The 26,202-nt window shown below is 61.2% G+C and carries 21 protein-coding genes; 1 reads left to right on the top strand and 20 read right to left on the bottom strand.

Translation table 11 applies throughout. The annotated features are described in order from the left end of the window. Positions 1-397: 397 nt before the first annotated feature. The 7 genes from ACTJKM_RS11100 to ACTJKM_RS11130 form a co-directional block, all read right to left on the bottom strand. The gene (locus tag ACTJKM_RS11100) at positions 398-3,238 is read right to left on the bottom strand and encodes a valine--tRNA ligase (RefSeq protein WP_058326625.1); all 2,841 of its coding nucleotides are present in this window, start codon (positions 3,236-3,238) and stop codon (positions 398-400) included. 122 nt (positions 3,239-3,360) lie between these two features. After that, on the bottom strand, positions 3,361-4,176 hold the full coding sequence (locus tag ACTJKM_RS11105) for a PopZ family protein (RefSeq protein WP_057255791.1): 816 nt from the start codon (positions 4,174-4,176) through the stop codon (positions 3,361-3,363). Positions 4,177-4,356: 180 nt separating this feature from the next. Then, positions 4,357-5,727, bottom strand: a complete 1,371-nt coding sequence (locus ACTJKM_RS11110; RefSeq protein WP_057255789.1) for a TolC family outer membrane protein — start codon at positions 5,725-5,727, stop codon at positions 4,357-4,359. 286 nt (positions 5,728-6,013) lie between these two features. Next, the gene (locus ACTJKM_RS11115; RefSeq protein WP_057255786.1) at positions 6,014-6,679 is read right to left on the bottom strand and encodes a protein-L-isoaspartate O-methyltransferase family protein; all 666 of its coding nucleotides are present in this window, start codon (positions 6,677-6,679) and stop codon (positions 6,014-6,016) included. Between the two features lie 237 nt (positions 6,680-6,916). Next, positions 6,917-7,342, bottom strand: coding sequence for a TonB system transport protein ExbD (exbD, locus tag ACTJKM_RS11120; protein WP_058326626.1), 426 nt, complete (start codon positions 7,340-7,342; stop codon positions 6,917-6,919). A 3-nt stretch (positions 7,343-7,345) separates the two neighbouring features. Continuing rightward, the gene (gene exbB, locus ACTJKM_RS11125; RefSeq protein ID WP_058320609.1) at positions 7,346-8,419 is read right to left on the bottom strand and encodes a tonB-system energizer ExbB; all 1,074 of its coding nucleotides are present in this window, start codon (positions 8,417-8,419) and stop codon (positions 7,346-7,348) included. Between the two features lie 185 nt (positions 8,420-8,604). Then, positions 8,605-11,085 carry a ComEC/Rec2 family competence protein gene (locus ACTJKM_RS11130; protein WP_058326628.1) on the bottom strand — a complete coding sequence of 827 codons (2,481 nt, stop codon included), beginning with the start codon at positions 11,083-11,085 and terminating at the stop codon, positions 8,605-8,607. Between the two features lie 315 nt (positions 11,086-11,400). On the opposite strand from ACTJKM_RS11130, the gene gltA reads away from it, so the two are divergent. Beyond that, the gene (gltA, locus tag ACTJKM_RS11135; RefSeq protein ID WP_057255779.1) at positions 11,401-12,690 is read left to right on the top strand and encodes a citrate synthase; all 1,290 of its coding nucleotides are present in this window, start codon (positions 11,401-11,403) and stop codon (positions 12,688-12,690) included. A gap of 213 nt (positions 12,691-12,903) precedes the next feature. On the opposite strand, the gene lpxB is transcribed toward gltA, so the two are convergent. The 13 genes from lpxB to rpsB form a co-directional block, all read right to left on the bottom strand. Next, positions 12,904-14,079, bottom strand: coding sequence for a lipid-A-disaccharide synthase (lpxB, locus tag ACTJKM_RS11140; protein WP_058326629.1), 1,176 nt, complete (start codon positions 14,077-14,079; stop codon positions 12,904-12,906). After that, on the bottom strand, positions 14,076-14,963 hold the full coding sequence (locus ACTJKM_RS11145; protein WP_058326630.1) for an LpxI family protein: 888 nt from the start codon (positions 14,961-14,963) through the stop codon (positions 14,076-14,078). Before ACTJKM_RS11145 ends, lpxB begins: the two co-directional genes overlap by 4 nt. A gap of 5 nt (positions 14,964-14,968) precedes the next feature. Further along, positions 14,969-15,778: an acyl-ACP--UDP-N-acetylglucosamine O-acyltransferase gene (lpxA, locus tag ACTJKM_RS11150; protein ID WP_093232411.1), complete on the bottom strand. Its 810-nt coding sequence runs from the start codon at positions 15,776-15,778 to the stop codon at positions 14,969-14,971. 2 nt (positions 15,779-15,780) lie between these two features. Further along, the gene (gene fabZ / locus ACTJKM_RS11155) at positions 15,781-16,245 is read right to left on the bottom strand and encodes a 3-hydroxyacyl-ACP dehydratase FabZ (RefSeq protein WP_057255771.1); all 465 of its coding nucleotides are present in this window, start codon (positions 16,243-16,245) and stop codon (positions 15,781-15,783) included. Next, complete coding sequence (lpxD, locus tag ACTJKM_RS11160) at positions 16,238-17,305, bottom strand: UDP-3-O-(3-hydroxymyristoyl)glucosamine N-acyltransferase (RefSeq protein WP_058326631.1); 1,068 nt, start codon at positions 17,303-17,305, stop codon at positions 16,238-16,240. The genes fabZ and lpxD overlap by 8 nt, the downstream gene beginning before the upstream one ends. Before the next feature lie 47 nt (positions 17,306-17,352). Beyond that, positions 17,353-19,686, bottom strand: a complete 2,334-nt coding sequence (gene bamA / locus ACTJKM_RS11165; protein WP_058326632.1) for an outer membrane protein assembly factor BamA — start codon at positions 19,684-19,686, stop codon at positions 17,353-17,355. A gap of 249 nt (positions 19,687-19,935) precedes the next feature. Next, a complete protein-coding gene (gene rseP, locus ACTJKM_RS11170; RefSeq protein WP_057255765.1) occupies positions 19,936-21,069 on the bottom strand; it encodes an RIP metalloprotease RseP in 1,134 nt (377 codons plus the stop codon). Positions 21,070-21,098: 29 nt separating this feature from the next. Further along, positions 21,099-21,932 (bottom strand): phosphatidate cytidylyltransferase, encoded by an 834-nt coding sequence (locus ACTJKM_RS11175; protein ID WP_058326633.1) that lies wholly within the window; start codon positions 21,930-21,932, stop codon positions 21,099-21,101. Continuing rightward, positions 21,932-22,675: an isoprenyl transferase gene (locus ACTJKM_RS11180; protein WP_057255761.1), complete on the bottom strand. Its 744-nt coding sequence runs from the start codon at positions 22,673-22,675 to the stop codon at positions 21,932-21,934. Before ACTJKM_RS11180 ends, ACTJKM_RS11175 begins: the two co-directional genes overlap by 1 nt. Before the next feature lie 37 nt (positions 22,676-22,712). After that, a complete protein-coding gene (gene frr / locus ACTJKM_RS11185; RefSeq protein ID WP_057255760.1) occupies positions 22,713-23,273 on the bottom strand; it encodes a ribosome recycling factor in 561 nt (186 codons plus the stop codon). A 55-nt stretch (positions 23,274-23,328) separates the two neighbouring features. After that, positions 23,329-24,051, bottom strand: coding sequence for a UMP kinase (pyrH, locus tag ACTJKM_RS11190; RefSeq protein WP_057256069.1), 723 nt, complete (start codon positions 24,049-24,051; stop codon positions 23,329-23,331). A 192-nt stretch (positions 24,052-24,243) separates the two neighbouring features. Then, on the bottom strand, positions 24,244-25,167 hold the full coding sequence (tsf, locus tag ACTJKM_RS11195; RefSeq protein ID WP_057255757.1) for a translation elongation factor Ts: 924 nt from the start codon (positions 25,165-25,167) through the stop codon (positions 24,244-24,246). Between the two features lie 252 nt (positions 25,168-25,419). Then, positions 25,420-26,187 carry a 30S ribosomal protein S2 gene (rpsB, locus tag ACTJKM_RS11200; protein ID WP_057255755.1) on the bottom strand — a complete coding sequence of 256 codons (768 nt, stop codon included), beginning with the start codon at positions 26,185-26,187 and terminating at the stop codon, positions 25,420-25,422. Positions 26,188-26,202: the final 15 nt, after the last annotated feature.

Below are 26,202 nucleotides of genomic sequence, written 5' to 3' on the forward strand. Positions count from 1 at the left end.
CAGATGCAGAGGCGGTGCGGCACTATGCGTCACATAATTTACGTAAGATTCTCATGATTTAGACACATTCGCGCATTTCCGAAATGATATTCCGGAAAATAGGTAAATAACCCAATAAAATAGGAAAAACTTCCAACACTCGCGAAAGCTGTGTCGTGGAGACAACAATATTGGTTTTTGCTGGAGATCAACAAAAATGGCCGTTGAAACTCCGCCGGCCCATGCCAAGCGATTTCCTGACCGGTCGACAGTATTCAGCTCAACGATTCGATCGCGAAGCGAGCGCATGCAAGTATGTCTAAACATGCTAAAATAAAAAATCCGCGACAGACTTGTCGCGGATCTTGATTTTCTTAGCCGATCAGTCTCGGAGCCGTTGCAGCCTTAGCGTGCTTCCCTATCCGGCTTCCGCAACGCGCGTGAGCGCGACGCCAAGCGAATCTTTCTGAAGATCGAGCTCGATCAGGCGCTCGCGCTCCGCTTCCACCAATTCCGGTTTTGCGTTCGCGACGAACTTTTCATTGGCCAATTTGCCAAGAATACGCTCGCGCTCCGCATCCACCTTGGCGATCGCCTTCTCGAGGCGCGACTTCTCGGCGGAGAGATCGATCAGATTGCCGAGCGGCAGGCACGCGGTCGCCTCGCCGACAACGATCTGGGCGCTGCCGCGCGGGGCGACAGTCGCATGGTCGATGTGTTCGACACGCGCCAGGCGCGCGATTGCCGGAGCATGCTGCTGCAGGCGTTCGCGCGTCAGATTGTTCGCACCGACGACAATCAGCGGGGCGGTTGCTGCCGGGGGAACATTCATCTCCGAGCGGACGGAGCGGATGCCCGAAACGAGGTCGATCAGCCAGTTGATCTCGTCGGCGGCCGCATCATCGGCATAGGAAGCCGCCGGCCATTCGGCGTGGCAGAGCAGCGTCTCGCGTTCACGGCCCTCGCCTGCCGTCTGCCCCCAGAGCTCCTCGGTCATGAACGGCATGAACGGGTGCAGCAGCTTGTAGATCTCGTCGAGAACATAGGCGACGCAGGCCTGCGACTCGCGCTTGGCCGCCTCGTCCTCGCCGTTGAAGACCGGCTTCAGCAGTTCGAGATACCAATCGCAGAACTGGTTCCAGACGAAACGATAGAGACTGCCGGCGGCTTCGTTGAAACGATAGGCCTCGATCGCCTCGGTGACGTCGCGGATGGTGCGCGAAAGCTCCGTCAGGATCCAGCGGTTGATGGTAAGCGACGCGGCTTCGGGGATGAAACCGTCGCTGTCGACCACGCCGTTCATCTGGGCAAAACGCGTCGCGTTCCAGAGCTTCGTGCCGAAGTTGCGATAACCGGCGATGCGGGCGGGATCGAGCTTCACGTCGCGGCCCTGGGCAGCCATGATCGCCAGCGTGAAGCGCAGTGCGTCGGCCCCATATTCGTCGATAAGTTCGAGCGGGTCGATGACGTTGCCCTTCGACTTCGACATCTTCTGGCCGTTCTTGTCGCGAACGAGCGCATGGACGTAGACCGTATGGAACGGCTCGACCGGGGTGCCGTCGGCATCCTTCATGAAGTGCAGGCCCATCATCATCATGCGGGCGACCCAGAAGAAGATGATGTCGAAGCCTGTCACCAGGACGTCGGTCTGATAGTACTTCTCCAGTTCCGGCGTCTCGTTCGGCCAGCCGAGCGTGGAGAACGGCCAGAGCGCCGACGAGAACCAGGTGTCGAGCACGTCTTCGTCGCGAGTCAGGATTTCGCCCGGCTTGAAGTTTTCGAGCAGGTCCTCGACATAGGCCTTCATCGGGCCTTCATGCGCGAGATAGTGCTGGATCGCGGCGTGCAGCGCCTCTTCCTCGGTCTTCTCGACGAAGACCTGACCATCCGGGCCGTACCAGGCCGGGATCTGATGCCCCCACCAGAGCTGGCGCGAGACGCACCAGGGCTGGATGTTTTCCATCCACTCGAAGTAGGTCTTTTCCCAGTTCTTCGGAACGAAGTTCGTCCGGCCTTCCTTGACGGCGGCAATCGCAGGCTTCGCGAGCGTCTTGGCGTCGACGTACCATTGTTCCGTCAGGCGCGGCTCGATCGGCACGCCGCCACGGTCGCCATGGGGGACCATGTGCTTGTGCGGCTCGATCTTGTCGAGCAGGCCAGCCTCTTCGAAGATGCGGACGATGATCTTGCGCGCCTCGAAGCGGTCCTTGCCTTCGAGTTCGTCCCACGCACCATGCAGGGCTGCCGGATCGGAAAGCCCTTCGAGGAACTCCTCGTTGTCCTTGATGGTGATGCGACCTTCGATCGTCATGACGTTGATCGCGCTGAGGCCTGCGCGCTTGCCGACGTCGAAGTCGTTGAAGTCGTGCGCAGGCGTGATCTTCACCGCGCCGGTGCCGGCCGTCGGATCCGCATAGCTGTCGGCGACAACCGGAATGCGCCGGCCGACGATCGGCAGGATGACATGCTTGCCGAGGAGCGGTTTATAGCGCTCGTCGTCCGGGTTGACGGCAATGCCGCTGTCCCCGAGCATCGTTTCCGGGCGGGTGGTCGCGACGACCAGATAGTCGCGTTTCTCCCATTCGGTCGCCTTGCCTTCCTCATTGAAGGCAATCGGATGTTCATAGGTGACACCCGGTTCGAGCGGATAGCGCAGATACCAGAGATTGCCGTTGATCTCGTGCTGCTCGACCTCCAGATCGGAAATCGCCGTCAGAAGCTTCGGGTCCCAGTTGACCAGGCGCTTGTCCTTGTAGATCAGCCCTTCCTTGTAGAGCGAGACGAAGACCTCCAGAACGGCTTCCGAGAGGCCGTCGTCCATGGTGAAGCGTTCACGCGACCAGTCGCAGGATGCACCGAGCCGCTTCAACTGATTGAAGATCAAGCCGCCGGATTCGGCCTTCCACTCCCAGACCTTCTCAATGAAAGCCTCGCGCCCCATCTGCCGACGGTGCTGCTGGGTTTCCATCAGCTTGCGCTCGACGACCATCTGGGTCGCAATACCGGCATGGTCCATGCCCGGCTGCCACAGCACGTCCTTGCCGCGCATACGCTCGAAGCGAACCATGACGTCCTGAAGCGTGTTGTTGAGCGCGTGGCCCATGTGCAGTGAGCCGGTCACGTTCGGCGGCGGGATCACGATGCAGAAGCTATCGGCGCCGGGCTTGGCACCCGCACCTGCACGAAACGCGTTTTCTTCGTCCCACTTCTTGGCGATACGTGGGTCGACGGATGCGGAATCGTAGGTCTTATCAAGCATTTTGGAGCCAATTTTGGAGAGTGATGTCTGTGTCTTGTAAACCGGAACGGCCGGTGCAAGTCAACACGAACGCAAAAAGCCGCGACGGTCGCCGCGGCCCCACGCATCAAAAGATCTGAATTTCAGCGACGCGGTCCGCGGGCAACGCGCTCGATTTCCTCGCGAACCAGCCGTTCGACGAGTGTCGGCAGATTGTCGTCCAGCCATTCCTGTAGCATCGGCCGCAGCATTTCCTGGGCGATTTCGTCGAACGAGCGCCTTGCGCCCTGATCGACCGCGAGAGCGAGGTTGTCGAAGGACTGCGCGACCTTCCGGCCGACTTCCGGAGAGACGATGGCTGCGATCGCCTTCTCGGGGGCCACCGTGTCGATCACGGGCGCCGGCGCCGGCGCTGGCGATTCGACGCTGTCGCGACGCTCCGATGGCTCTGGGGCAGCGACGGCTTCCGCATCCTCGTGTGTTTCTGGGGCCACGATCGACTGAACGGCCGGAGCCTTGGGCGCTGATACCGCGGCCATGCGCGACGTTACGACGGGGCTGTCCTGGATCGCCGGCGCTGGCGCGACTGGCTGCGTTTCGCGCGGGGCAAACCCCGTTGCGTGACGCTCCGAAGCCGCACGAACGCGTGCTGCGACATCAGCCAGCGAAAGCGGCGGCTGTGCAACCGACGCGCTGGCCTCGGACGAGACGATGGAAAGCTCTACGGCAGGAGCCGCGGGGGCGGGCCTCGATGTTTCGGCAGATTCCTCGCGCCGCCCGAAGGCTACGGTCTCGATCTCGCTGTCGATCGTCAGCTCAATCTCGTCACCCGCCTCGTCCTCGAAATGCTCCTGCGGCGAAAGCCCGGCCTGCCCAGGCTCATTGCTCTCGATGATCTTGCGAATGGATGCCAGGATCTCATCCATCGAAGGTTCACGCGCGACATTGAGCTGTGCCATTTCTATCCCCGTTTGACGCGGCCGGCATGTGTTTCAAAACAGGACATGCGCCGATTTCCGACAAACCTTATGTGAGTTCGCGGACGAAACATACGCCACGAATCAGCCACTCAGATCCTTGCACAGATTTGTTTTCAGGGGGAAAAATAGAAACGCCCCGGGGAGACCGGGGCGTTTTCTTTAGCGACCGTCGACGGTTCGAAGACCGAACCATTTATCCTTGACCGCCTCGTAATGTTCTTCGGCGCGATATTCGGCCACCTGCAGACCCTGGCTCTTCACGGTCAGCCTCGCGGAGGCTGCAAGCAAGGTATAGCTCGCGACGACCGCATCGCGCTGCGCAAGCGCCAGGAGTTCCTGCGCCTGCAGCACGTCCTGCTGCGAATCGAGAACGTCGAGGGTCGTGCGCTGGCCGACTTTGCGCTCTTCAATGACGCCATCCAGTGCCAGCTTGGCGGCAGAGATCTGCGCCTTGTTGGCGGAAATACGCGCGATCGCTGCTTCGAGCTGTGCGTAGGCCGAAACAATCGTTTCCTGAATCGATGCTCGCGCCGAATCAACCAGAATGCGCTGCTGCCCCAGGCGTTCCTTCGCCTGCCGGATCTGGCCGTATTCGAGGCCGCCCTGATAGATCGGGACTTCGAGGCGAGCAGTAATGCTCGATGTGTTGCTGTCGATGCCATCACCGACATTGCCAGTGGTGCGGCCGACCTGTCCCTGAAGCGTCACGCCGGGCAGCATCGTGCCCTCAGCCGACTTCACCTGGTAACCGGCCGAATCAACCGAGTACTGCGCCGCCAGAATGGTCGGGTGGTCGCGCAGGCCGCTTGCGACCGCCTGGTCGAGCGAGCGCGGCAGGCTCTTCGATGCGGGAGACGCCTGCTTGATGTTCTTCGGCAAGTCGCCGACGATCCGCACATAGGTCGCTTCGCTCTGCTTCAGCTGCGCAACAGCGACGATAAGCTGCGACTGCGCGTTGGCGAGCGAAGCCTCTGCCAGGCTCACGTCCGTACGGGTGCCCTCACCCACATCAAGCCGCGCCTTCGCGGCGTTCACCTGTTCCTGAAGGAACGCGATGTTCTGCTTGCGGATCGACACGAGCTGCTGATCGCGGGCGATATTGGAATAGATGGTCGCCGCCGAAAGCAGGATCTGCATCTCGTTGGCGAGCAGCGATTCGCGGGTGGCAAACACATTCGATTCGGCCGCGCGAACATTGTTCAGCGTCTGAAAGCCATCAAAGACCATCTGCGTTATGGAGATGCCGACCTGCCCCTGGTGAACGTCCTGAGTTCCGGAACTCTCCCTGTCGATGGTCGAAAGCGTCCCGCTGGCGAAACCAGCCACCTGGGGGCGAAAGCCGGACTTGGCGATCGGTACGCTCTCGTCGGTGGCGCGCAGCCCCGCCCGCGCAGCGTTCAGATCCGGGTTGTTTGCGTAGGCTTTGGCCATTGCGCCGAAGATCGTCTCGGCCAGTACTGCGTGCGGGGCAAGCAGCACACTCGTCGAGACGGCGGCCCACAGGGCCGCTTTGCGGACAATCGACACCATTACTTCTCTCTCCGATCGGGGGCGGCAAAGCCTGCCCTCATTTCCCGCAGCGCTGTCCTCGTTACAAAACGGCGCTGCCTAGACACGGCGATGAGCGCTCACACCGCCCACTGGTGAGCAAATCACTACCACTGCACTCTTTGAAACCCGGATTCCAAATTCCGACAACTGCGCAGCCCTACTCTGCGCAGGCATTTCAAAAAGAAACAAGTACCGCGTTGCGAATTGGCAACATTGTTATTTTAGCAGTACATTCAAATGTTGATATCCCTCAATAAGCGGGACCTCAAAAAACAAATTCCTGCTCGCGGCGGAAGCCGGGAAGCGGCTTCACCGCAGTGTTGAAGTCGGCACGCTCGGAGGTTTTTCCGTGCTCGTGCACATAGAGTTTAGCGCGCGAAGCGTTGCCAAATCCTTCGACCACCACGAGTCGGCCGCCATCACGCAACTGCTCGAACAGAGCCGCAGGCAACACTTCCACCGCACCGTGAACGAAGATGACATCGTAAGGCGCTTCGGCAGCGTAGCCCTTCTCGAGTTCGCCGGTGACGACGGCGATATTGTCATAGCCGAGACGTGCCAGCGTTTCGGTCGCGGTGGCGGCAAGACCCTGATCGCTTTCGAGCGCGACGACGGAACCAGCAATCAGGGAAAGCAGTGCCGAGGCATAGCCGGTACCGCAACCGATCTCGAGCACGACGTCGGACTTGGCGATCTCGGCGAGCTGCAGAAGCTTGGCAAGCGGCGACGGCTCCATCAGGAAGCGCGGCCCTCCGCCGTTGGCGGCGTCAAGCGCGATGTCGGTGTCGATATACGCGAGCTCCTTCATCTTCGCGGGCACGAACTCCTCGCGCGGCACGGTGAGGAAGGCGGACAAGACCGAGTGAGACGTCACATCCGTGGTCCGGATCTGGTTGTCCACCATCTTGGTGCGCGCTGCTTCGAAATTCATGCTGGTGCCCTCGTATCCGGATAGGCGCGGCGCCGCTTTTCGGAGAAGCCCGCGCGATCGTCTTGTGGCTCTCAACGGAAAGCCTTTGACGTAAGCTCTTAAATCGCCGCCCCGCGGGATTCAAGCGACAGCGGCAAATTGCGCCGGAAAAACGGGGAAGAAGAGCCCTGATCGATCATGGCGGCGACGCGCGGACATGGGCGCGACGCATTGCTGGCACGTGGACCGCGGGCAAACTCAGCGCCCGAGTGCGCCTTCCAGGCCCACGAGGGCGATCTTGGTGTAGCCGGCGTTCTGGATGAGGTTCATGACCGTCATCAGCTCGCCGTAGTCCACGGCCTTGTCGGCCCGGAGCAGGACACGCGTCTCGGTGTTGCCCTCCGTCAGGCGCTTCAGCTCGTCGGCGAAGGTCTCACGCGCCGTTTCCTCGTTGCCTATGGCCAGCGCCAGATCGGCCTTCAAGGTCACGAAGACCGGCTTGTCGTCGCGCGGCGCTGGCTTTGCCGCCGATTGAGGCAGATCCACCTTCATATCCACCGTGGCAAGCGGCGCCGCCACCATGAAGATGATCAGCAGCACGAGCATGACGTCGATGAAGGGCGTGACGTTGATTTCGCTGTTCTCGTCCAGATCGCCGCCGTCCTGGCTTACTTTTCCGGCCATGGGTCACCCGATCCGTGCGATGGTCGTTTCGGCATGGACGAAGCCTTCCTGCCGGCGGGGCTGCGCCTTGCGGACCATGCGGTGGTCGAGGTCGCGGCTGACGAGCCGTTCAACGGCGGCCGCAGCATCGGCAAGGATCACCTTGTAGCCACCCACTGCACGTGCGAAATAGTTGTAGATCACCACCGCTGGAATTGCCGCAACAAGGCCGATAGCAGTGGCGAGCAGCGCTTCGGCAATGCCGGGTGCGACGATCGCGAGATTGGTCGTCTGCGCCTTGCTGATGCCGATGAAGGAATTCATGATCCCCCAAACCGTGCCGAAGAGGCCGACGAACGGTCCGACCGAGCCGATCGAGGCCAGAATACCGGTGCCGCTCGTCATGCGCTTGCCGGCGCGAACCTCGATGCGGGTCAGCAGCGAAGAGACGCGTTCCTTGATACCGCTCGCAGGCGCATGGTCGACAACCGCTTCCGAACGCACCATCTCGTCGATCGCCGCAGCCACCATCTCAGGTGCTGGGCCCGACTTCCCGTCGAATGCAGTATTGACATCAGCCAGACCGTTAGCGGCTGACAGGAGACGCACCGCCCGCTTGAGGCGCGCCTTGGCGCTGAAAAGCTCGAGTGCCTTGACCAGGAAGATCGCCCAGGTGGCAATGGACGCCACTGCCAGGCCGACCATAACGCTTTTGACGACAAGGTCCGCCGCCATGAACATACCGATCGGCGACAGATCGTGCGGCAGCACCGGGTTCGCCGCACCTTCGGTCGCAACGGCAGTGCCCTCGACAGCAAGGGGGGCAGTCTCCGGCGACGCGGCTTGTGGTGCGGGCTGCACCTGAGTGATCGGCGTCGCCTGGTTTACCGGTGCGCTGCCGGTTGCCGTCTGGCCCTCTACGACCGGCGTCGGCGTGGGAGATTGTGCGACAGTGCCCTGAGTGCCGTTCGTAGCCGGGGCTGACGATGCCCCTTCACTCGCTGACTGAGCGAACGCAACCACGGGCATAGCAGCCGATGACAGACCCAGCATTGCGGCTGCCAGCAGATTGATCGTCGATCGGGCTCGGTTCGGCATCTTGTTCCTCACGTACTGGTCCGTTTCGTCATTTCAGAGCGAAGGGATTGCCGCCACCCGTCACATCCCTTGCGTGCTTTCGGGCTCTTTACGCAAAGGGGAGCGGAATGACAAGGATTTGTGGAGTTTATTAATCAAGAATAATTTCGCAACCCGCCCGCTCAGGGCGCGACCGGTGACTGCGGTCAGAAATCTGGCGAAACGTCCATGAAAGAACCGGTCCGCCAGTCATACGCGCGGTGCCGTTCCCATGGGCGGGCAAGGGCCGTGAATGCCGTTCGAAACTGCATTGCGGGCGGCGCGTGCTCCGTATCCGACTGCGCTCGAATTTCGATTGCGCCCGTGCGACGCAGCGTCTGCGCATTCACAATACGGGCGCGGTTGGTCGGGCACGTCGCGCCATCGACCCGCGCCGCAGTCACCACAAGATCCGCCTGGTCGCACAAGGCCGGAAAGAGCCGCGGGTTCTCGATGGCAAGGATCGTCCAGCCGTAGCCGTTGCGCGCCGCACACCATTGCTTTTCCCGGCAGATGAAGACACCCGCAGCATTCGCCTCGATCGCCGACGACAGATCCGCGCGGATCGCGGCCTGTTTTTCCTGGTCGAGCGGCGGAGCGCCCTTCCCGGCCGGCTCCGTAGCCGGGTAAGGATCGGCAGCTGCCGGCGGCGGAAGCATCGCTGGCTTGAGGTGGTTTTCCACCGCGAGGGCCCGTTGCCATTGCGAAAACACGAAATCCGACAGGCGCATCCTGTTGGTTGCTATCGCGCCGTTCGCAACGAGGCCGACGAGGCGACCATCCTCGGCAATCACGACATCGGGCAGACGATCGTGCTCGACTGCGAGGCTGACGAGACCGACGCTGATCAATACCGCTCCCGACAGGGCCAGCCAGCTCCGCAACACACAGACGAGAACACCGCCTGCGGCAATCAGCGCAAAGCCGAAATGCCCGATGCGACCCGTGACGATCTCACCGTCGAGAGAGGTTACGAAGCGGGCGATGTCGAGCATCCGGTCGAGGCCCCATGCCATCGCCATCAATGGATAGTGTTCAAGTCCCAGTGGCATCAGAAGCATGGCGAACAGGCCGAACGGCATGATCACAATGCTGATCACCGGCATCGTGAGAACATTGGCAAGCAGGCCATAGGCCGGCAACCGGTGAAAATAGGCGATCGAATAGACCGATGTCGCCAAACCGCCGATGAGAGAGGTGATGACGACACCGGCGATCACGCCGGTGACCGGGCCCCTTCCCTTGCCCTGCCTCGCCGCCGTCGGTACCTCCGTCTCCCGTCGCTCGCGCCAGCGCGCATAGCCGGCAACGAGCGCAAGGGTCGCAGCGAACGACATCTGGAAACCCGGCCCAGCAACCGCAGACGGCGTTGTGGCGACGATGACGATCGCCGCGAGGGCAACGTTGCGCAGGCTGATCGACATACGATCGAAAAACACCGCCACGAGCATGATGGAAATCATGATCCAGGCGCGCAATGCCGACACCGCTCCCCCGGAGATGAGAATGTAGAGGCAAACCATCAGCAGTGCGCCGGTCGCCGCAACCTTCTTGATCGGCACACGATGCGCTAGGCCAGGGATCATGCTGAGAACGGTGCGGGCGCCAATCAGAAAGGTCCCGGCGGCAAGCGCCATGTTGAGGCCGGAGATCGCCAGCACATGCGCAAGCCCGGCTTGCCGCAACACCTCGACCGTCTCACGGCTGATTGCCCGCTCTTCCGCGGTCACCAGCGCTGCCGCAAGCGCTCCCGTGTCGCCGCCGATCGATGCACGGATGCGCTCTCCGACGGCCTCCCGCATCGCGGCGATGCTGGTCGCCAGGGATGAACCAAAGGAAGAGGCCGCTTCCGATTCTCCGGTCGCAGGCGCTTTTCCGCCCGTGGGCGAACCGTAGAAAAACCCGACTGCACCGATACCCCGGAAGTAGCTGTCAAACGCGAAGTCGTTCAAACCCGGCAATGCCGGACCGGAGGGCGGAGACAGCCGCGCCCTGCCCTCGATGGTCGCACCTATCGGCAGCGGATCTTCCCGACCCCGCGCCACCAGCGTGACTTTCGTCGGTTGACGGCGCAGGCGCGGCCTGGTCGTCTCGTGGATCTCGACCCCGTAGCGCCACTGGCCCCGGTCGTCCTGCTCACGCGAAAACACCACACCCCGCACGTTCGTCGTCACCGGTGCGTCGAGGACGATCGTATCGGTCCGCGCCGTCTCGGCAGCGACCAGCACCATTCCCGCCACAAACAGTGTCGCCCCAATCAGCGGCACCCGCAGCCGTGCAAATTTTCCGACGCATGCCACCACCGCCATGCCGAAAACGCAAAGCAGCAGTGCAAGTTTGACAATTCCGACGTCAAAAGGGAGCGACAGCCAGGTGAGGACGCCTGAGATCAGCAGCACCGGTATCAACACAAAACCGTGACCGAATGCGCGTTCCTCTTCGATTGCGGACGCGACCGATGCCTTGACCACGCGCGGACCGAGGCGCGCCGAGAGCGTCGACATGCCGCGGCGCACCTGTGTCGAAAGCAAGCCTCGCGGCGCATTGGGAGCAAAGACGGTAACGGCAGTGGCGGCATCGGAACCGGGCAACATGAAGCTGCCGCGCTCAGCGTCCTGCGACGCCTGCCGCCTTTCAGTATCGCTCATTGCGCCAGCGCTCTTTCCCCCGAATACCCGGTCGATCATGCAACCAAGGGCACACAACCGCAACCGATACGCTATCTGCTGAAAAAAGCGGCAAACCTATATAGAATGGTACCGCACCATCATCCGACGAGATTATTGATCTCCTTGGACTTATTGCCGTAACATGCCATTGTTGCGTCGCCATATGCACATTTTCGCATCGCACAATTTGCCTTTCGTACAGCTTGGCAGTCGAAAATAAATCATATAGCAAATTCGCAACGTTCATTGTCGTGGCATGTCTCTATGTCACGTTGCCATAAGACGGAGGGTCCGATGACTGAAAAAACCGCGGTTGTAACACTCGATGGAAAGTCTGCGGATCTTCCGGTGCGATCGGGGTCCATCGGCCCTGACGTCGTGGACATCGGCTCGCTCTACAAGCAGACGAAAATGTTCACCTACGACCCGGGCTTCACGTCAACGGCGTCGTGCGAATCCAAGATCACCTATATCGACGGCGACGAAGGCGTGCTCCTGCACCGCGGCTACCCGATCGAGCAGCTTGCAGAACATGGCGACTTCCTCGAAGTCTGCTACCTGCTGCTCTACGGCGAACTGCCGACGAAGGCACAGAAGGCCGACTTCGATTATCGGGTCACGCACCACACCATGGTGCATGAGCAGATGTCGCGCTTCTTCACCGGCTTCCGCCGCGACGCGCATCCGATGGCCGTCATGTGCGGCTGCGTCGGCGCACTTTCGGCCTTCTACCACGACTCGACCGACATCACCGATCCGCATCAGCGCATGGTTGCCTCGCTGCGCATGATCGCCAAGATGCCGACGATCGCGGCAATGGCCTACAAGTACCACATCGGGCAGCCCTTCGTTTACCCGAAGAACGATCTGGACTACGCCTCGAACTTCCTGCGCATGTGCTTCGCCGTTCCGTGCGAGGAATATGTCGTCAACCCGGTTCTGTCGCGCGCCATGGACCGTATCTTCATCCTGCACGCCGACCACGAGCAGAACGCGTCGACCTCGACGGTCCGTCTGGCTGGCTCGTCGGGCGCAAACCCGTTCGCCTGCATTGCTGCCGGCATTGCCTGCCTCTGGGGCCCGGCCCACGGCGGCGCCAACGAAGCGGCGCTCAACATGCTCGCCGAAATCGGCACGGCCGACCGCATTCCGGAGTTCATTGCGCGCGCCAAGGACAAGAACGATCCGTTCCGCCTCATGGGCTTCGGCCACCGCGTCTACAAGAACTACGATCCGCGCGCCAAGATCATGCAGAAGACCACGCATGAAGTGCTGGCGGAACTCGGCCACAAGGACGATCCGCTGCTCGAAGTCGCGATGGAACTCGAGCGCATCGCGCTGACCGACGAGTACTTCATCGAGAAGAAGCTCTATCCGAACATCGACTTCTACTCCGGCATCACACTGAAGGCGCTGGGCTTCCCCACCACCATGTTCACCGTGCTCTTCGCGCTCGCCCGCACCGTCGGCTGGATCGCGCAGTGGAACGAGATGATCGAAGATCCGGAACAGCGCATCGGTCGTCCGCGCCAGCTCTATGTCGGCGCCCCGCAGCGCGACTACGTGCCGGTCTCCAAGCGCTGATCGTTATCAGCCAAGAAAAACGAAGCCCGGTCAGCGATGACCGGGCTTTTATTTTGTAGGTCCGGGAACATCGGTTCGAACCCCGTCCACCATCGGGCTGGCCGCAAGCAATGCCGGTCCCAAACCGGCTCCGCCGGCGGGATCCTTGCGCACACTTTCGACGACGTCGACGCATCGAGGGATGCATCGCGCTCGCTCAAGGAACTATGAAGCTTACCTGTTATTCTTCATGAGGTAGCCAAGAACAATCTCGGCTGCTTTCTCACCGGGCGGATGAGTTGTCGCCATGCGCTGTTGCACCAGTGCATAGCCATCCAGCATCGAGGCGCGTTGCGCCGTTGCACCGGAAAGCCGCTCCATCCAACGCGTCAAGGCACCAGGGCGGATGGACTCGCTGAAGTATTCCGGCACGATGGGGAAGTCTGCGATCAAATTCGGCAGCGCGCCGCTCCAGATGCTGATGCGCTTGTGCAAGAGCTTCACCAGGAAATCGGGATCGTAGGTTGAAACGACGGGAACGCCGGCAAGCGCAAGTTCCAGGAGAACCGTTCCCGAGGCAGCGATCGCCGCATCGGCCCGATCGAAAGCGGCCCACTTTTCCGCCGCCCCTACGGTGATCTCCGGCTGGATGGGCCAGGATGCCGTGATTTCGCGCACCAGCTTTTCCTGCTGCGAAACGGTTGGCAACAGGAAGTGAATGCCGGGATGTCGGCTGGCAAGCTCTTCGACCACCCGACCGAAGGTGGGCAACAGGCGGCCGACCTCACTCGAGCGGGAGCCCGGCAGAAGGAGGCACGTAGCGACCCGACCATCGACGGCGCCGGCAAGGCGCTGCTGGCGGCTCGCCCGAACCGCGAGCACATTCGCATCGCTTGCGAGGCGGTGACCGACATAGGTCGTCGGCGGGCCCTGCAGCTTCTCCATCGCCTGCGGTTCGAACGGCAACACGGCCAAGACGTGATCAACATAGCCACGCATGCGCGGCGCGCGTTCCGGCTTCCAGGCCCAGACGCTCGGGCAGACATAGTTGATGACGGGCACATCCGGCAGCGCCGCACGAATCTTGCGCGCCACGCGATGGGTAAAGTCCGGGCTGTCGATGATCAGCAACGCATCGGGGCGCGCGGCGATGATCGCCTTTGCCGTCTGGCGAATGCGCATGATGAGCTTCGGCAATCGTGCCAGGACCTGGGTGAAGCCCATGATGGATAGTTCGGAATAGTCGAAGAGCGATCGAAGGCCCTCCGCCTCCAGCGCCTCGCCGCCGACGCCGACGAGTTCTATCGTGCTGCTGATTTGCGTTCGAAGCGCCCGGACGAGATCGGCGCCCAGGAGATCGCCGGAAACCTCGCCTGCAATGACTGCAAGCTTGTAGCTGGATGCACTCATCGCTCGGCTCCCTTGGCCGATCGTTCGACACCGGCGACAAACAGACCAGCGCGATTGGCGACATCAATCACGTTGCCGCGCTCCAGGACCAGAGCCCTGCCTGCTTCGACCGCAATGCCGGCGAGACCGGCCTTTTCTGCAAGTGCAACGGTCGACGGTCCGATCGACGGGAGGTCGGCGCGCAAATCTTGCCCGGGCTTGCAAAGCTTGACGAGGACCCCTCGCCGGCGCGAAGAGACACGGCCCTCGGCCTTCAAGGCGACGACACGCTCCAGCATAGAATCGGTACCCTCAGCGCCCTCCAGCGCCACGACGCGCCCACCGACGGCCACAGCACCCTGCCCCACATCGAGCGTGCCGAGCGCGTTGGCGGCAGCGATGCCCGCCTCGATGTCGCGGCGATCGTCGGCATCAGGTGTAACCGCCCCGATCGGCCCCGGTTCTGCCAGGAGATTGGGCACCACTTCATGAACGCCGATGACATGGGCGCCGCTTGCTTCGATCAGTGCCATCGCCATGCGCAGGACGGCGTCGTCTCCACCGGACACCAGCGTCTTCAAGACGGCCGGGATCTTTGCCAGCGTTCTCAGCGTCGGGCGAATGTCACGCCATTCCGGCCGGCGGCGAACCCAACCCGACAGGACGACCCGATCGATCCCCTCTTCCTTGAAGGTTCGGCTGATATTGGCGAAGTCGCCGATCCCCAGCACGGAATGATCGAAGCCGACCCAATCGGCTTCTTCCGCCTCTCGCGACAATGCGATGATGAATGGATCTTCGCCGCGCGCGCGCACAGCTTCGGCTACGTGGTGCGGTAGCGCGCCACCGCCGGCGATGATTGCGAGCCGACCGCCGGTCGCTGCGTGGCTCGCAGCAGCCGACATCACGCTCACGCCTTGCCGCGAGACGGCGACGATAGTGCCCGGTCGCTCTCGGCCGCGATGAAATCGAGGATTTCGACGACCGGTGCGCAGTCGGCATATTCTTCGCGAATGGCCGCAGCATTGGCGCGGATCGACTCCGGGCCTTCAAAGATCTGCTTGTAGGCGCGGCGAACGACGTGGATCGTCGCGCGGTCGATCCCGGCCCTCGTCATACCTACGACGTTCAGCCCGCTCAGTATGCCCGGATTGCCGTTGAGCATACCGTAGGGAATGACGTCGTAGCTGACGGCGGAGAGGCCCCCGACAAATGCCTGACGGCCGACACGGGTAAACTGATGCACGGCGCAGCCGCCGCCAAGAATGGCGCGGTCTTCGACCGTGACATGGCCCGCCAGCATCACGTTGTTCGACAGGATGATATGGTTGCCGAGCCGGCAATCATGCGCCACGTGCGAATAGGCCAGGAAGAGATTGTTGTCGCCAATGACCGTCTGTCCGCCATGTTCGACGGTGCCCGTATTCATCGTCACGCCTTCGCGGATCGTGCAATTCGCGCCGATCAACAGTTCCGTATCGACGGCGCTATGATGAACGCTCTGCGAATCGGCGCCGATCACGGCCTGCGGAAAGATTTTGGTTCCCGTGCCGATCGTCGTACGGCCGGTGACCACGACATGACTGTGAAGCTCGACATCGTCGCCAAGAACGACTTTCGGCCCCACGTGGCAAAAAGGGCCGATCTTGACGTTCTCGCCGATCGCAGCGCCGTCTTCGATAATCGAGGACGGGTGGATCTTCGCTGTTGCTGCAATCATGTTCAGGCGTCTTCCTTGCTGACGATCATCGCGCCGATATCAGCTTCTGCGACCAGTTGCCCGTCAACTTTTGCGTCACAGTGAAATTTCCAGATATTGCCGCGTTGCTTCTGCTTCACGACATGGAATTCGACACGATCGCCGGGAACGACCGGCTTGCGGAAGCGCGCATTGTCGATGGTCATGAAATAGACGAGGTTCGTTCCGCTACCCACCTTGCGGGCACAGATCGCACCGGCCGTCTGGGCCATGCCCTCGACAAGCAAAACGCCAGGCATGATCGGCTGTTCGGGGAAGTGACCGGTGAAATGCGGTTCGTTCGCCGAGACGTTCTTGATGCCGATCGCCGAATTGTCGCCGTCGATCTCGATGATCCGATCGACGAGCAGAAATGGGTAGCGATGCGGGAGCAGTTTCAGAATTTCCTGAATGTCCGCCGTACCGAGAACCGTTGCTGCCTCACTCATTCGCGCCGCCCTTCTTCTTTTTCTGTCTGTCGCTTGCCCGCATCGCCATCTCCGCGACATCGCGCAGGAAATCGCGCATCGGGCGCGCCGGAATACCGCCATAACGTTCGCCGGCGGGAACATCGCTTGCCACGCCGCTCATCGCAGCGATCTGTACGCCATCACCGATCGTGATATGGCCATTGACGCCACTGCCGCCACCAATCATCACGCCGTCGCCGATCTTCGTGCTGCCTGCAATGCCCACTTGGGCGACGATGCCACAATAGCGGCCAATGCGCACGTTGTGGCCAACCTGGACGAGATTGTCGATCTTCGTCCCCTCGCCGATCACCGTGTCATCCATCGTGCCGCGGTCGATCGTCGTGTTGGCGCCGATCTCGACATGATCCTGAATGATCACGCGACCGACCTGAACGATCTTGATCATTCCGCCTTTCGGCCCGGGCGCATAACCGAAGCCGTCCTGACCGATACGAGCACCGGGATGAATGATCACGCTGTTGCCGACGAGAGCACAGAGCACGCTTGCGCCAGAGGCAATCGTACAGTCACGGCCGATACGCACGCCCGGCCCGATGACGGCGCCGGCAGCGATGCGGGTGCCGCGGCCGATTTCGGCGCCAGCCCCAACGACCGCCATCGGCTCGACCTCGACATCGTCTTCCAGACGCGCGGTCGGATCCACGAAAGCACCGGGTGCCACGCCCTTGAGGCTGGTGTTGCGCGCAGGACGCATCGCGGCCTCGTGCAGCAACGTGCCGGCAAGAGCGAAGGCCGTATGCGGGCGAGCCGTCAAGAGGACTGGGATATGGGCAGGCACAAGGCTGAAGATCGTCTTGTCGCAGATGATCGCGGATGCCTGACAGGTATCAAGCTCGGCTCGGCTCTTGCGAGACAACATGTAGCAGACGTCGCCGGGCTTGGCCCGATAGACTGGCGCTACAGAATGAATGGTGCAGTCGGCGACCGCACCATTGCTCAACTCCGCCCCAATTTGATTCGCCAGGTCACCCAGACGAATCCCTTTATGGGGCGGAAAAAACCAGTTCTGTTCCATGGACACTCCAGAACGATCTTTTTCCGGCAGTTCTGGACTGCTTTTTATCAGAACGACGAGGAAATACCGAACTTCAGGTTCTGTACCCGGTCGAAGTCTTCCTTGGCAACCGGCCAAGCATAGTCAACACGCAGCGGACCGAACGGCGAAGCCCAGATCAGGCCGATACCGACCGATGCACGCAGCGACGCGTCGTTGCCCTGCACCGTTTCAGAGGGAAGGGTCGCGACCTTGTTGCTGTAGAGCGTACCGGCATCGGCGAAGACCGCACCGCGGAAGCCGCTGTCACGCGGGATGCCCGGAAGCGGGAACGACGCTTCGGCCGAAGCCGTAAAGTAGGTCGTGCCGCCGAGCGCATCGCCCGTCGCCTGATCGCGCGGACCGATACCGTTGCGCTCGAAGCCACGAATATCGTTGGAGCCGAGCTGGAATTGGTCGAAGACCTGCAGATCGCTGCCGGTTTCGAAGACATGACCGGCGCTACCAGCAAGCGACGCGATGATATCCGCCTCGTCGTTGACCGTGTAGTACCACTTGGCCTTACCAGTCATCTTGTAGAAGTCGGAGTCGCCACCAAGACCTGCAAACTCGTGCGTGAAGGTCGCCAGGATGCCGTCATGCGGCAGCTGGGGATCGTCGAGCGTGTTGTAGGTGATCGACTGCGATACCGACGAACGGACCCAGTTTCCACCCTCAACTGCACGAACGTAGGGCGACGACAGCTTCGCGACGTTACCGCTATAGTCGAACTGCGTGAAGTTGTAGCGCAGCGTGGTCGACAGATTTTCGGTGATCGGCGCCGTTACGCGCAGGCTGAAGCCCTGATCTTCGTAGCTGTAGTCCTCGTCGTCGAAGTCGTTCTCGTTCTTGAAGACGTCAAAGCCGGCAGCCAGACGATAGCCAAGGAAGTACGGCTCGGTGAACGAAACGTTGTAGGTCCGGCTCTCGTCACCGCGACCGGCGGCGACGCGGATGTACTGACCACGACCAAGGAAGTTCTTTTCTTCGATCGACGCTTCGACGAGGAAGCCGCCGCCGCTACCCGCAGAGTAACCAGCACCGATACCGAACGAACCGGTCGACTGATCCTGCACGTCGACGATCACGACGACGCGGTCGGCAGCGCTGCCCGGCGCGGTCGAGATGTTGACGGTCGAGAAGTAGCCGAGTGCCTCCAGCCGACGCTTGGCGCGGGCAACCATTTCCTGATTGAAGGCGTCGCCTTCACCCATGTCGAATTCGCGACGGATAACGTAGTCACGTGTACGGGTGTTGCCGCGGATCTCGATGCGCTCGACGTAAGCACGCTCGCCCTGATCGACGAGGTAGTCGACGGCGATCGTGTGATTGGCGAGGTCGCGGTTGCCGCGCGGCGTGACGCGCGCAAAAGGATATCCGGCCGAAGCGACACGCTGCGAAATCTCGCTCATCGTCGCCTGAACGTCCTTGGCCTTGTAGACCGAGCCCTCGCGGCTGAGGATAAGCCCCTTCAGCTCTTCGGCATTGACGCCCTCGACGGTCGATTCGACATTGACGGCGCCGAAATCATAACGCGGACCTTCTTCGACGGTGATCGTCACCGTGTACTCGTTCGTCGCTTCATTGAGCGCCGCGTCCGAGGAAACGACCTGGAAGTCCGCGTAGCCGCGGTTGAAATAAAACTGGCGCAGCAGCTCTTCGTCGGCGCGAAGCTTGTCCGGATTGTAGACATCCTTGCGTGTGATGAACGAGAAGATGCCCGATTCCTTCGTCGCGATGATCGATTGAAGACGACCGTCGCTATAGGCTTCGTTGCCGACGAAATTGATCTGGGAGATCTTGGTGCGCTCACCTTCATTGATCACGAAGGCAAGGTTGACGCGCCCTTCGGCAACCGGAACGACCTGCGTCGTTACCGTGATGTCGCTGCGGCCGATGGCAGCATAGGCGTCCTTGATGGACTGGATATCCGTTTCGACTGTCGCTTCGCTGTACGGGCCGAGCGGCTGCGTGCGCACGACGCCCTGCAGCTTGTCGTCCTTGATCTTGCGGTTGCCGTTGAAGACGACCTGATTGACCAGCTGATTCTCGCTCACGCTGACGACCAGCGTACCGCCGGCGACGTTGATGCTGACGTCGGAGAAGTAGCCCGTGGAGTACAGGCGCTTCACGGAAGCGTCGATATCCGCGTTGCTGAAGGCCTTGCCGGGAACGATCGTGATGTTCGCTCGGACCGTCTCAGCGCTGACGCGCGTTGCCCCGCGTACTTCGACACGATTGATGACCGCAGCTTCTGCGACGGACGTGCCTGCGAGCAACCCAACACCAGCGCCAGAAACAACAATGCTTGTTGACAGCGCAGCCGCCGACACCGCGTTCAAAAACCTTGAACCAGCTTTCATGTTCAAATCTTACCTTTTCCAAACGTCGCGCGGCAGTTTCGTGCCGACTCCGGTCACGGTTGCCGTTTTAACCGCTTTTCCCATACAAGCAAGCCAGCTCGTTAATTTCTGTTTACTTCAATTCGAACCGTGGCTTAACGGCCACTACAGCCTCGAGTTATCGTAAACAAAACCTTTCTTCGCAAGCCGTTGAAAACCAATCGTTCACAGTATCCGCCGAATTCCCCTCGCCGTTTCCCCGACCGAACGCTAGCCGAAGAACATCGATATGTCGTTCCAGGTGGCAAAGACCATGAGCATCAGCACCATGGCAAAGCCGATCCGATAGGCGACATCCTGCGCGGCGGGACCGACAGGCTTCCCGCGCAACGCCTCAACCGCATAGAACATCAGATGGCCGCCATCAAGCACCGGTACGGGCATGAGGTTAAGCAATCCTATGGAAACTGACAGGATCGCGGCGATATTCAGCAAGAATGGAATGCCGAGCGTCGCCATCTGCCCGGAAACCTTGGCGACGCGGATCGGGCCACCGATCTGGTCCGCCTTCATCCGCCCGGTCAGCACATTGCCGAGGTAGTCGAAGGTGCCCGTAATGACGTGCCAGCTTTGCAGGACGCCCTGCCCTACGGCCTCGATCGGGCCATAGGTGACGGTGCGGAAGTTGCCGGCTTCCTGATCGGTCAGGATACCGATGACGCCGATCTCCATCTTGTTGCCGAACTGGTCGGTGAGCTCCGTCCGCTGGGGCACCATCGGCAAATCGAGTGTCGCGCCGTTGCGTTCGATTCGGATGGTGATCTTCAGCTCGGGGCGCACGCTGACGTAGCGACGAACGTCGTCGAAGGTCGTCACCGGCGAGCCATCGATCGAGATCAGGCGGTCGCCCGGAACAACGCCTGCCTGTGCGGCTGCGCTATTTTCGTTCACACGCGCAACCACGGGATCTGCGACCTGGCGTCCGTAGACGGAGAACAGAACGGCGAAGATGGCAATCGCGAGGATGAAGTTGGCGATCGGCCCTGCGGCAACCGTCGCTGCCCGCTTCCAGAGCCTGGCGCCGAGGAAGGTCTTGCCGCGCTCTTCCGGCGCGATTGCCTCCAGACGCTTGTAGTCCGGCACGCTCGCCGCGTCCTCGTCACCGTAGAACTTGACGTAGCCACCAAGCGGGATCGCCGACAGTTTCCAACGTGTTCCGTGCCGATCGGTCCAACCGAAAAGTTCGGGACCGAAACCGATCGAGAAGGCGAGGATACGGATTCCCGACCAGCGGCCTACGAGATAGTGCCCCATCTCGTGCACGAAGACCAAAAGGGTCAGCACGAGGAGGAAGGGAATGATGTAGCCGGTCAGAAGCTGAAAGGCATCAAGCAGATATGTCATGAACGTTCCTCAAGTCCCTGCGGTCGGCATCAAGGGCCAAGCAGGACCGAACCGAAGGCGATCTGGCGCCCATCGCTGACGAAATACTGAACCATGACCAGAATCAACGCCGCCACGCAGGCGAATATCAAACCGTCGACCCGATCCATGACCCCGCCGTGCCCCGGAATGAGACGGCTCGAATCCTTCACGCCAAAGCGCCGCTTGATGAAGGACTCGAACAAGTCCCCAACCTGGCTGGCAACCGAGAGCACCAGGGCGATGATCGGGATCCGAAGATCTTGCAGCGAAAAATAAGCCATAAAGACGGCGACGCCAGCAAGAATGCCACAAATCGTGCCACCGATGGCGCCGGACCAGGTCTTGCCGGGCGATATGCGCGGCGCAAGCTTGGGGCCCCCGATCGCACGGCCGGTGAAATAGGCGAAAATGTCGGTTGCCCAGACCACTGCGAAGACGAACAGCGTTGCGATCAGGCCGAGATCGTCGGCGCCACGAAGTGCTGCGAGCGATATGCCGGTGAGGCCTGCATAGGCGATGCCGCCCGGCAGCCACCAGCTTGTCTTTTGAGTAAGGACCCAAAGCAAGGCCGCTCCGAGGCCGAACGCCAGGAAAGGAAGGCTGTAGCCAATGTAACCGGTGACAACGAGGCCTGCGATCACGACTATCGAGAGCCAACCGAAGGCGTTGCCCTGGAAATCTCGCTCGACAAGGCCGGTGATCGTCGACCATTCGTAGTAGACGAGAAGCGCGATCAGGACCGAAAGTAGCTGGAAAGCGAGACCGCCAAACCAGGTCGCAGCGAGAGCGACCGCCGCGAGCACCACTCCCGAAGCGATGCGAAGCTTGAGTTCAGTTTGCATCAGGAACCAACCGCCCGCGTCGGCTCGACCAGTCCGCCGAAACGGCGCTCCCGGCATGCATACTTCTCCAGCGCCGACAGGAAAATCTCACGCGTGAAATCCGGCCACAGTTCGGGAACGAAGATCAGTTCGGAATAGGCGCCCTGCCAGAGCAGGAAATTCGACAGTCGCTCTTCGCCGCTCGTGCGGATGATCAGGTCCGGATCGGGTATGTCGGCGGTGTCCAGCGAGGCTGCAATGCGTTCCTGATTGATGTCCTCAGGGCGCAAACGCCCTTCGGCGACGTCCACCGCGAGGCGACGCATCGCCCGGGTCAACTCGTCACGCGCGCCGTAGTTGAAGGCAATGACCAGGGTAACTCCCGTGTTCGCCCGCGTCGTTTCCTCGGCCTCTATCAATAGCGGCAGGATGTCGCCACGCAGGTTCGAGCGGTCGCCAATGACACGGATGCGGACATTCTCGCGGTGCAGATCGGCGAGATCCCGGCGGATGAAGGTCTTGAGCAACCCCATGAGGTCGCTTACCTCCGACTCCGGCCGGCTCCAATTTTCCGAAGAGAATGCAAAAAGCGTGAGATAGCGGATACCCACCTGGGCCGCCGTCTTGACGGCATCGCGAACGGTCTCGACGCCTTTGCGATGCCCCATGGTACGCGGTAGCCCACGTGCATTCGCCCAACGCCCGTTGCCATCCATGATGATGGCAACATGTTCCGGAACGGTCGTGGAGATGAGGTTTTGCATAAGGCGTCCGCGAAAGGAGACTCAGATCACGAGCAGATCAGACCTGCATGATTTCCTTTTCCTTCTCGGCGAGCAAGCGGTCGATCTCGGAAATCGTTTCATCGGTCATCTTTTGCACGCGCTCGGACTGAGAACGGCTGATATCCTGACCGATGTCGCCATCCTTTTCGGCTTTTTTCAGGTCATCCATGCCGTCGCGGCGCACGTGGCGCACGGCGACCTTGGCTTTTTCAGCGTAATCGTGGGCCACCTTGACCAACGACTTGCGGCGCTCTTCGTTGAGCTCGGGCAGCGGAATGCGCAGGTTCTGGCCGTCGATGATCGGGTTCAGGCCGAGGTTCGATTCGCGAATGCCACGATCGACGGCGCCAACCATCTGCTTGTCCCAGACCGAAACGGACAGCATGCGCGGCTCCGGAACGGTGATGTTGGCGACCTGGTTGAGGGGCACGCGCGAGCCGTAGGCTTCAACGGTCACCGGATCGAGAACGTTCGCCGACGCCCGGCCGGTACGAAGCGATGCGATATCGCTCTTGAATGCGGAAATGGCGCCATCCATGCGACGCTTCAGTTCCTTCAGTTCAACACCTTCACTCATGGTCAAAACTCCCGTTCTAACATTCGCCGGCCGCAGGGGGCCGCTTTGCAGCTCTTTAGTTGTCTGTGACGATGGTCGCGCGACCGCCGCCGGTCAAGATTTCCGCGAAGCCACCCTTTTCGTGGATCGAAAAGACAACGATCGGAATGGTATTTTCGCGTGCAAGCGCAACGGCGGCAACATCCATGACGGCCAGGCCCCTTTCAAGCACCTCGCTGTGGGTCAGGCGGTCGAAACGGGTCGCGGTCGGATCCTTCTTCGGATCGGCAGAATAGATACCATCGACCTGCGTGCCCTTGAAAATGGCCTGCGCACCCATTTCCGCCGCGCGGAGCGCTGCGGCCGAGTCCGTCGTAAAGAAGGGGTTGCCGGTGCCACCGGCGAAGATCACGACGCGGCCAAGCGAGAGATGATGAAGCGTTGCGCGCTGCGAGAAGCTTTCGCAGATTTCCGGCATCGCAATTGCCGAAAGCACGACCGTGTCGATGTCGAGCTTGCGCAGCGAGGTTGCGAGCGCCAGCGCGTTGATGACCGTTGCCAGCATGCCCATGTGGTCGCCGGTCACCCGGTCTCCGCCCTTGGAGGCCACCGCGACACCGCGGAAGATGTTGCCGCCGCCGACGACGACACCGACTTCGACGCCCATCGCGCGTGCTTCGGCGATGTCGGCGGCGATGCGGTCGGCGACCGCCACGTCGATACCGAAGCCCTGGCTACCCATCAGGGCTTCACCGGAGGCTTTAAGGAGAACACGTTTGTAGATTGGTTCGGCCGGCATCATCGCTCCTGATCAGATCGGTGCGCGTGCGCACGACGACGGCGCACAGCGCATAAGGACATATTGCGCTACCCGGTTTCAACCGCTGCGGAGTGATTTCCGGCGGGTCCGGCGCATTGACGAAGCCCGATACACGAAGGGCACCGCGTTGTCACGCGATGCCCCGAGGTTTTCCCAAGATGGGTGAAGAAATCAACCCTTGGCGACGGCTGCAACTTCTGCGGCGAAGTCGGACTCTTCCTTCTCGACGCCTTCGCCGAGCAGCAGGCGAGCCATGCCGGTCACTTCGATCGGTGCGCCAGCGAGCTTTTCAGCGTCCTTGACGGCCTGACCGACAGTGATTTCCGGGTTCATGACGAAGGCCTGCGACAGCAGTGCGACTTCTTCAAAGAACTTGCGCATACGGCCTTCAACCATCTTCTCGATGATGTTGTCCGGCTTGCCCGAGGCGCGCGACTGTTCGATGAAGACGTTGCGTTCGCGCTCAGCAACAGCGGCGTCGACTTCTTCAGCGCGGATCGCCAGCGGGTTGGTCGCAGCGATGTGCATGGCAACCTGACGGCCGACCGAGAACAGCACTTCCTTGTCGCCGATCGACTTCAGCGCGACGAGAACGCCGAGCTTGCCGATGCCGTCGCCAGCAGCGTTGTGGATGTAGGTGGCGACAACGCCATCTTCGACCTGCAGCAGAGCTGCGCGACGCAGCGTCATGTTTTCGCCGATCGTGGCAATCGCGTCCTTGATCGTCTCGTCGACCGACTTGCCGGTCGCCGGGTAGGTTGCAGCCGCGATCGCATCGACGGAGCCGTCGGTGGTGAGCGCTACGTTGGCAACGCCGCGGACGAGTTCCTGGAAGGCTTCGTTGCGGGCAACGAAGTCGGTTTCGGAGTTGATTTCGACGACGACGGCCTTGACGCCGCCGCTGACGATGCCGACGAGGCCTTCGGCAGCCGTACGACCCGACTTCTTGTCGGCCTTCGCGATACCCTTGGCGCGCAGCCAGTCAATCGCTGCTTCCATGTCGCCGTTGGTTTCAGCAAGTGCCTTCTTGCAATCCATCATGCCTGCGCCGCTCTTTTCGCGCAGTTCCTTCACCATTGCTGCAGTCACAGTCATCTTTTTTGCCTCTTTGTCTGTTTGGCGGGCGTTGCCCGCGCGTGGCGCGATGCCAGGAGGTTTGGCAGGGAATGGCTTTTCAATGTGACACCATGATGAACGCGTCATCGTGGCCGCTGCTCGGATCCAACGACCCGAACGGATCGCGCCATCCCCGGCTGAAAAGAACAAGGCCGTTTAGACTTTCATCACAAACGGCCTTGTCCCGACATTTCATTGGGGGCGGCAGGGTTGGCTGCCGCCTGGGGCCGATCAGGCGTCGGAGGCCTCGTCGAGCGCCGGCTCGACCGGAACTTCGGCAGAGGCGCCGAGGTCACGGCCAGATGCGCCCTGCTGGCGCGCAATGCCGTCGATGGCTGCGCGGGCGATCAGGTCGCAGTAGAGAGCGATGGCGCGCGAAGCGTCGTCGTTGCCCGGGATCGGATAGTCGATCTGGTCCGGATCGCAGTTCGAGTCGATCACGGCAACAACCGGGATGCCGAGGCGCTTGGCTTCGTCGATCGCGATCGATTCCTTGTTGGTGTCGATGATGAACATCAGGTCCGGGGTGCCGCCCATATCGCGGATACCGCCGAGTGCACGGTTCAGCTTTTCGCGTTCGCGCTCGAGGTTCAGGCGTTCCTTCTTGGTGAAGCCAGAAGCTTCCGAAGAAAGGATTTCGTCGAGCTTGCGCAGGCGCTGGATCGAGTTCGAAATCGTCTTCCAGTTCGTCATCATGCCGCCGAGCCAGCGAGCGTTGACGTAGTACTGGGCCGAACGCTTGGCTGCGTCAGCGATGATTTCCGAAGCCTGGCGCTTGGTGCCGACGAACAGAACGCGGCCGCCGTTGGCAACGGTGTCGCTGACGATCTGCAGGGCGCGCGACAGCATCGGTACGGTCTGAGCGAGGTCGATGATGTGGACGTTGTTACGATCGCCGAAAATGTACGGCTTCATCTTCGGGTTCCAGCGGTGCGTCTGGTGACCGAAGTGAACGCCAGCTTCCAGAAGCTGACGCATGCTAAAATCAGGCAATGCCATGCCTTTTTCTCCTTT

This window comes from Ensifer sp. 22460 (genome assembly GCF_052044935.1).
In the GTDB taxonomy this organism is placed as follows: Bacteria; Pseudomonadota; Alphaproteobacteria; order Rhizobiales; family Rhizobiaceae; genus Ensifer.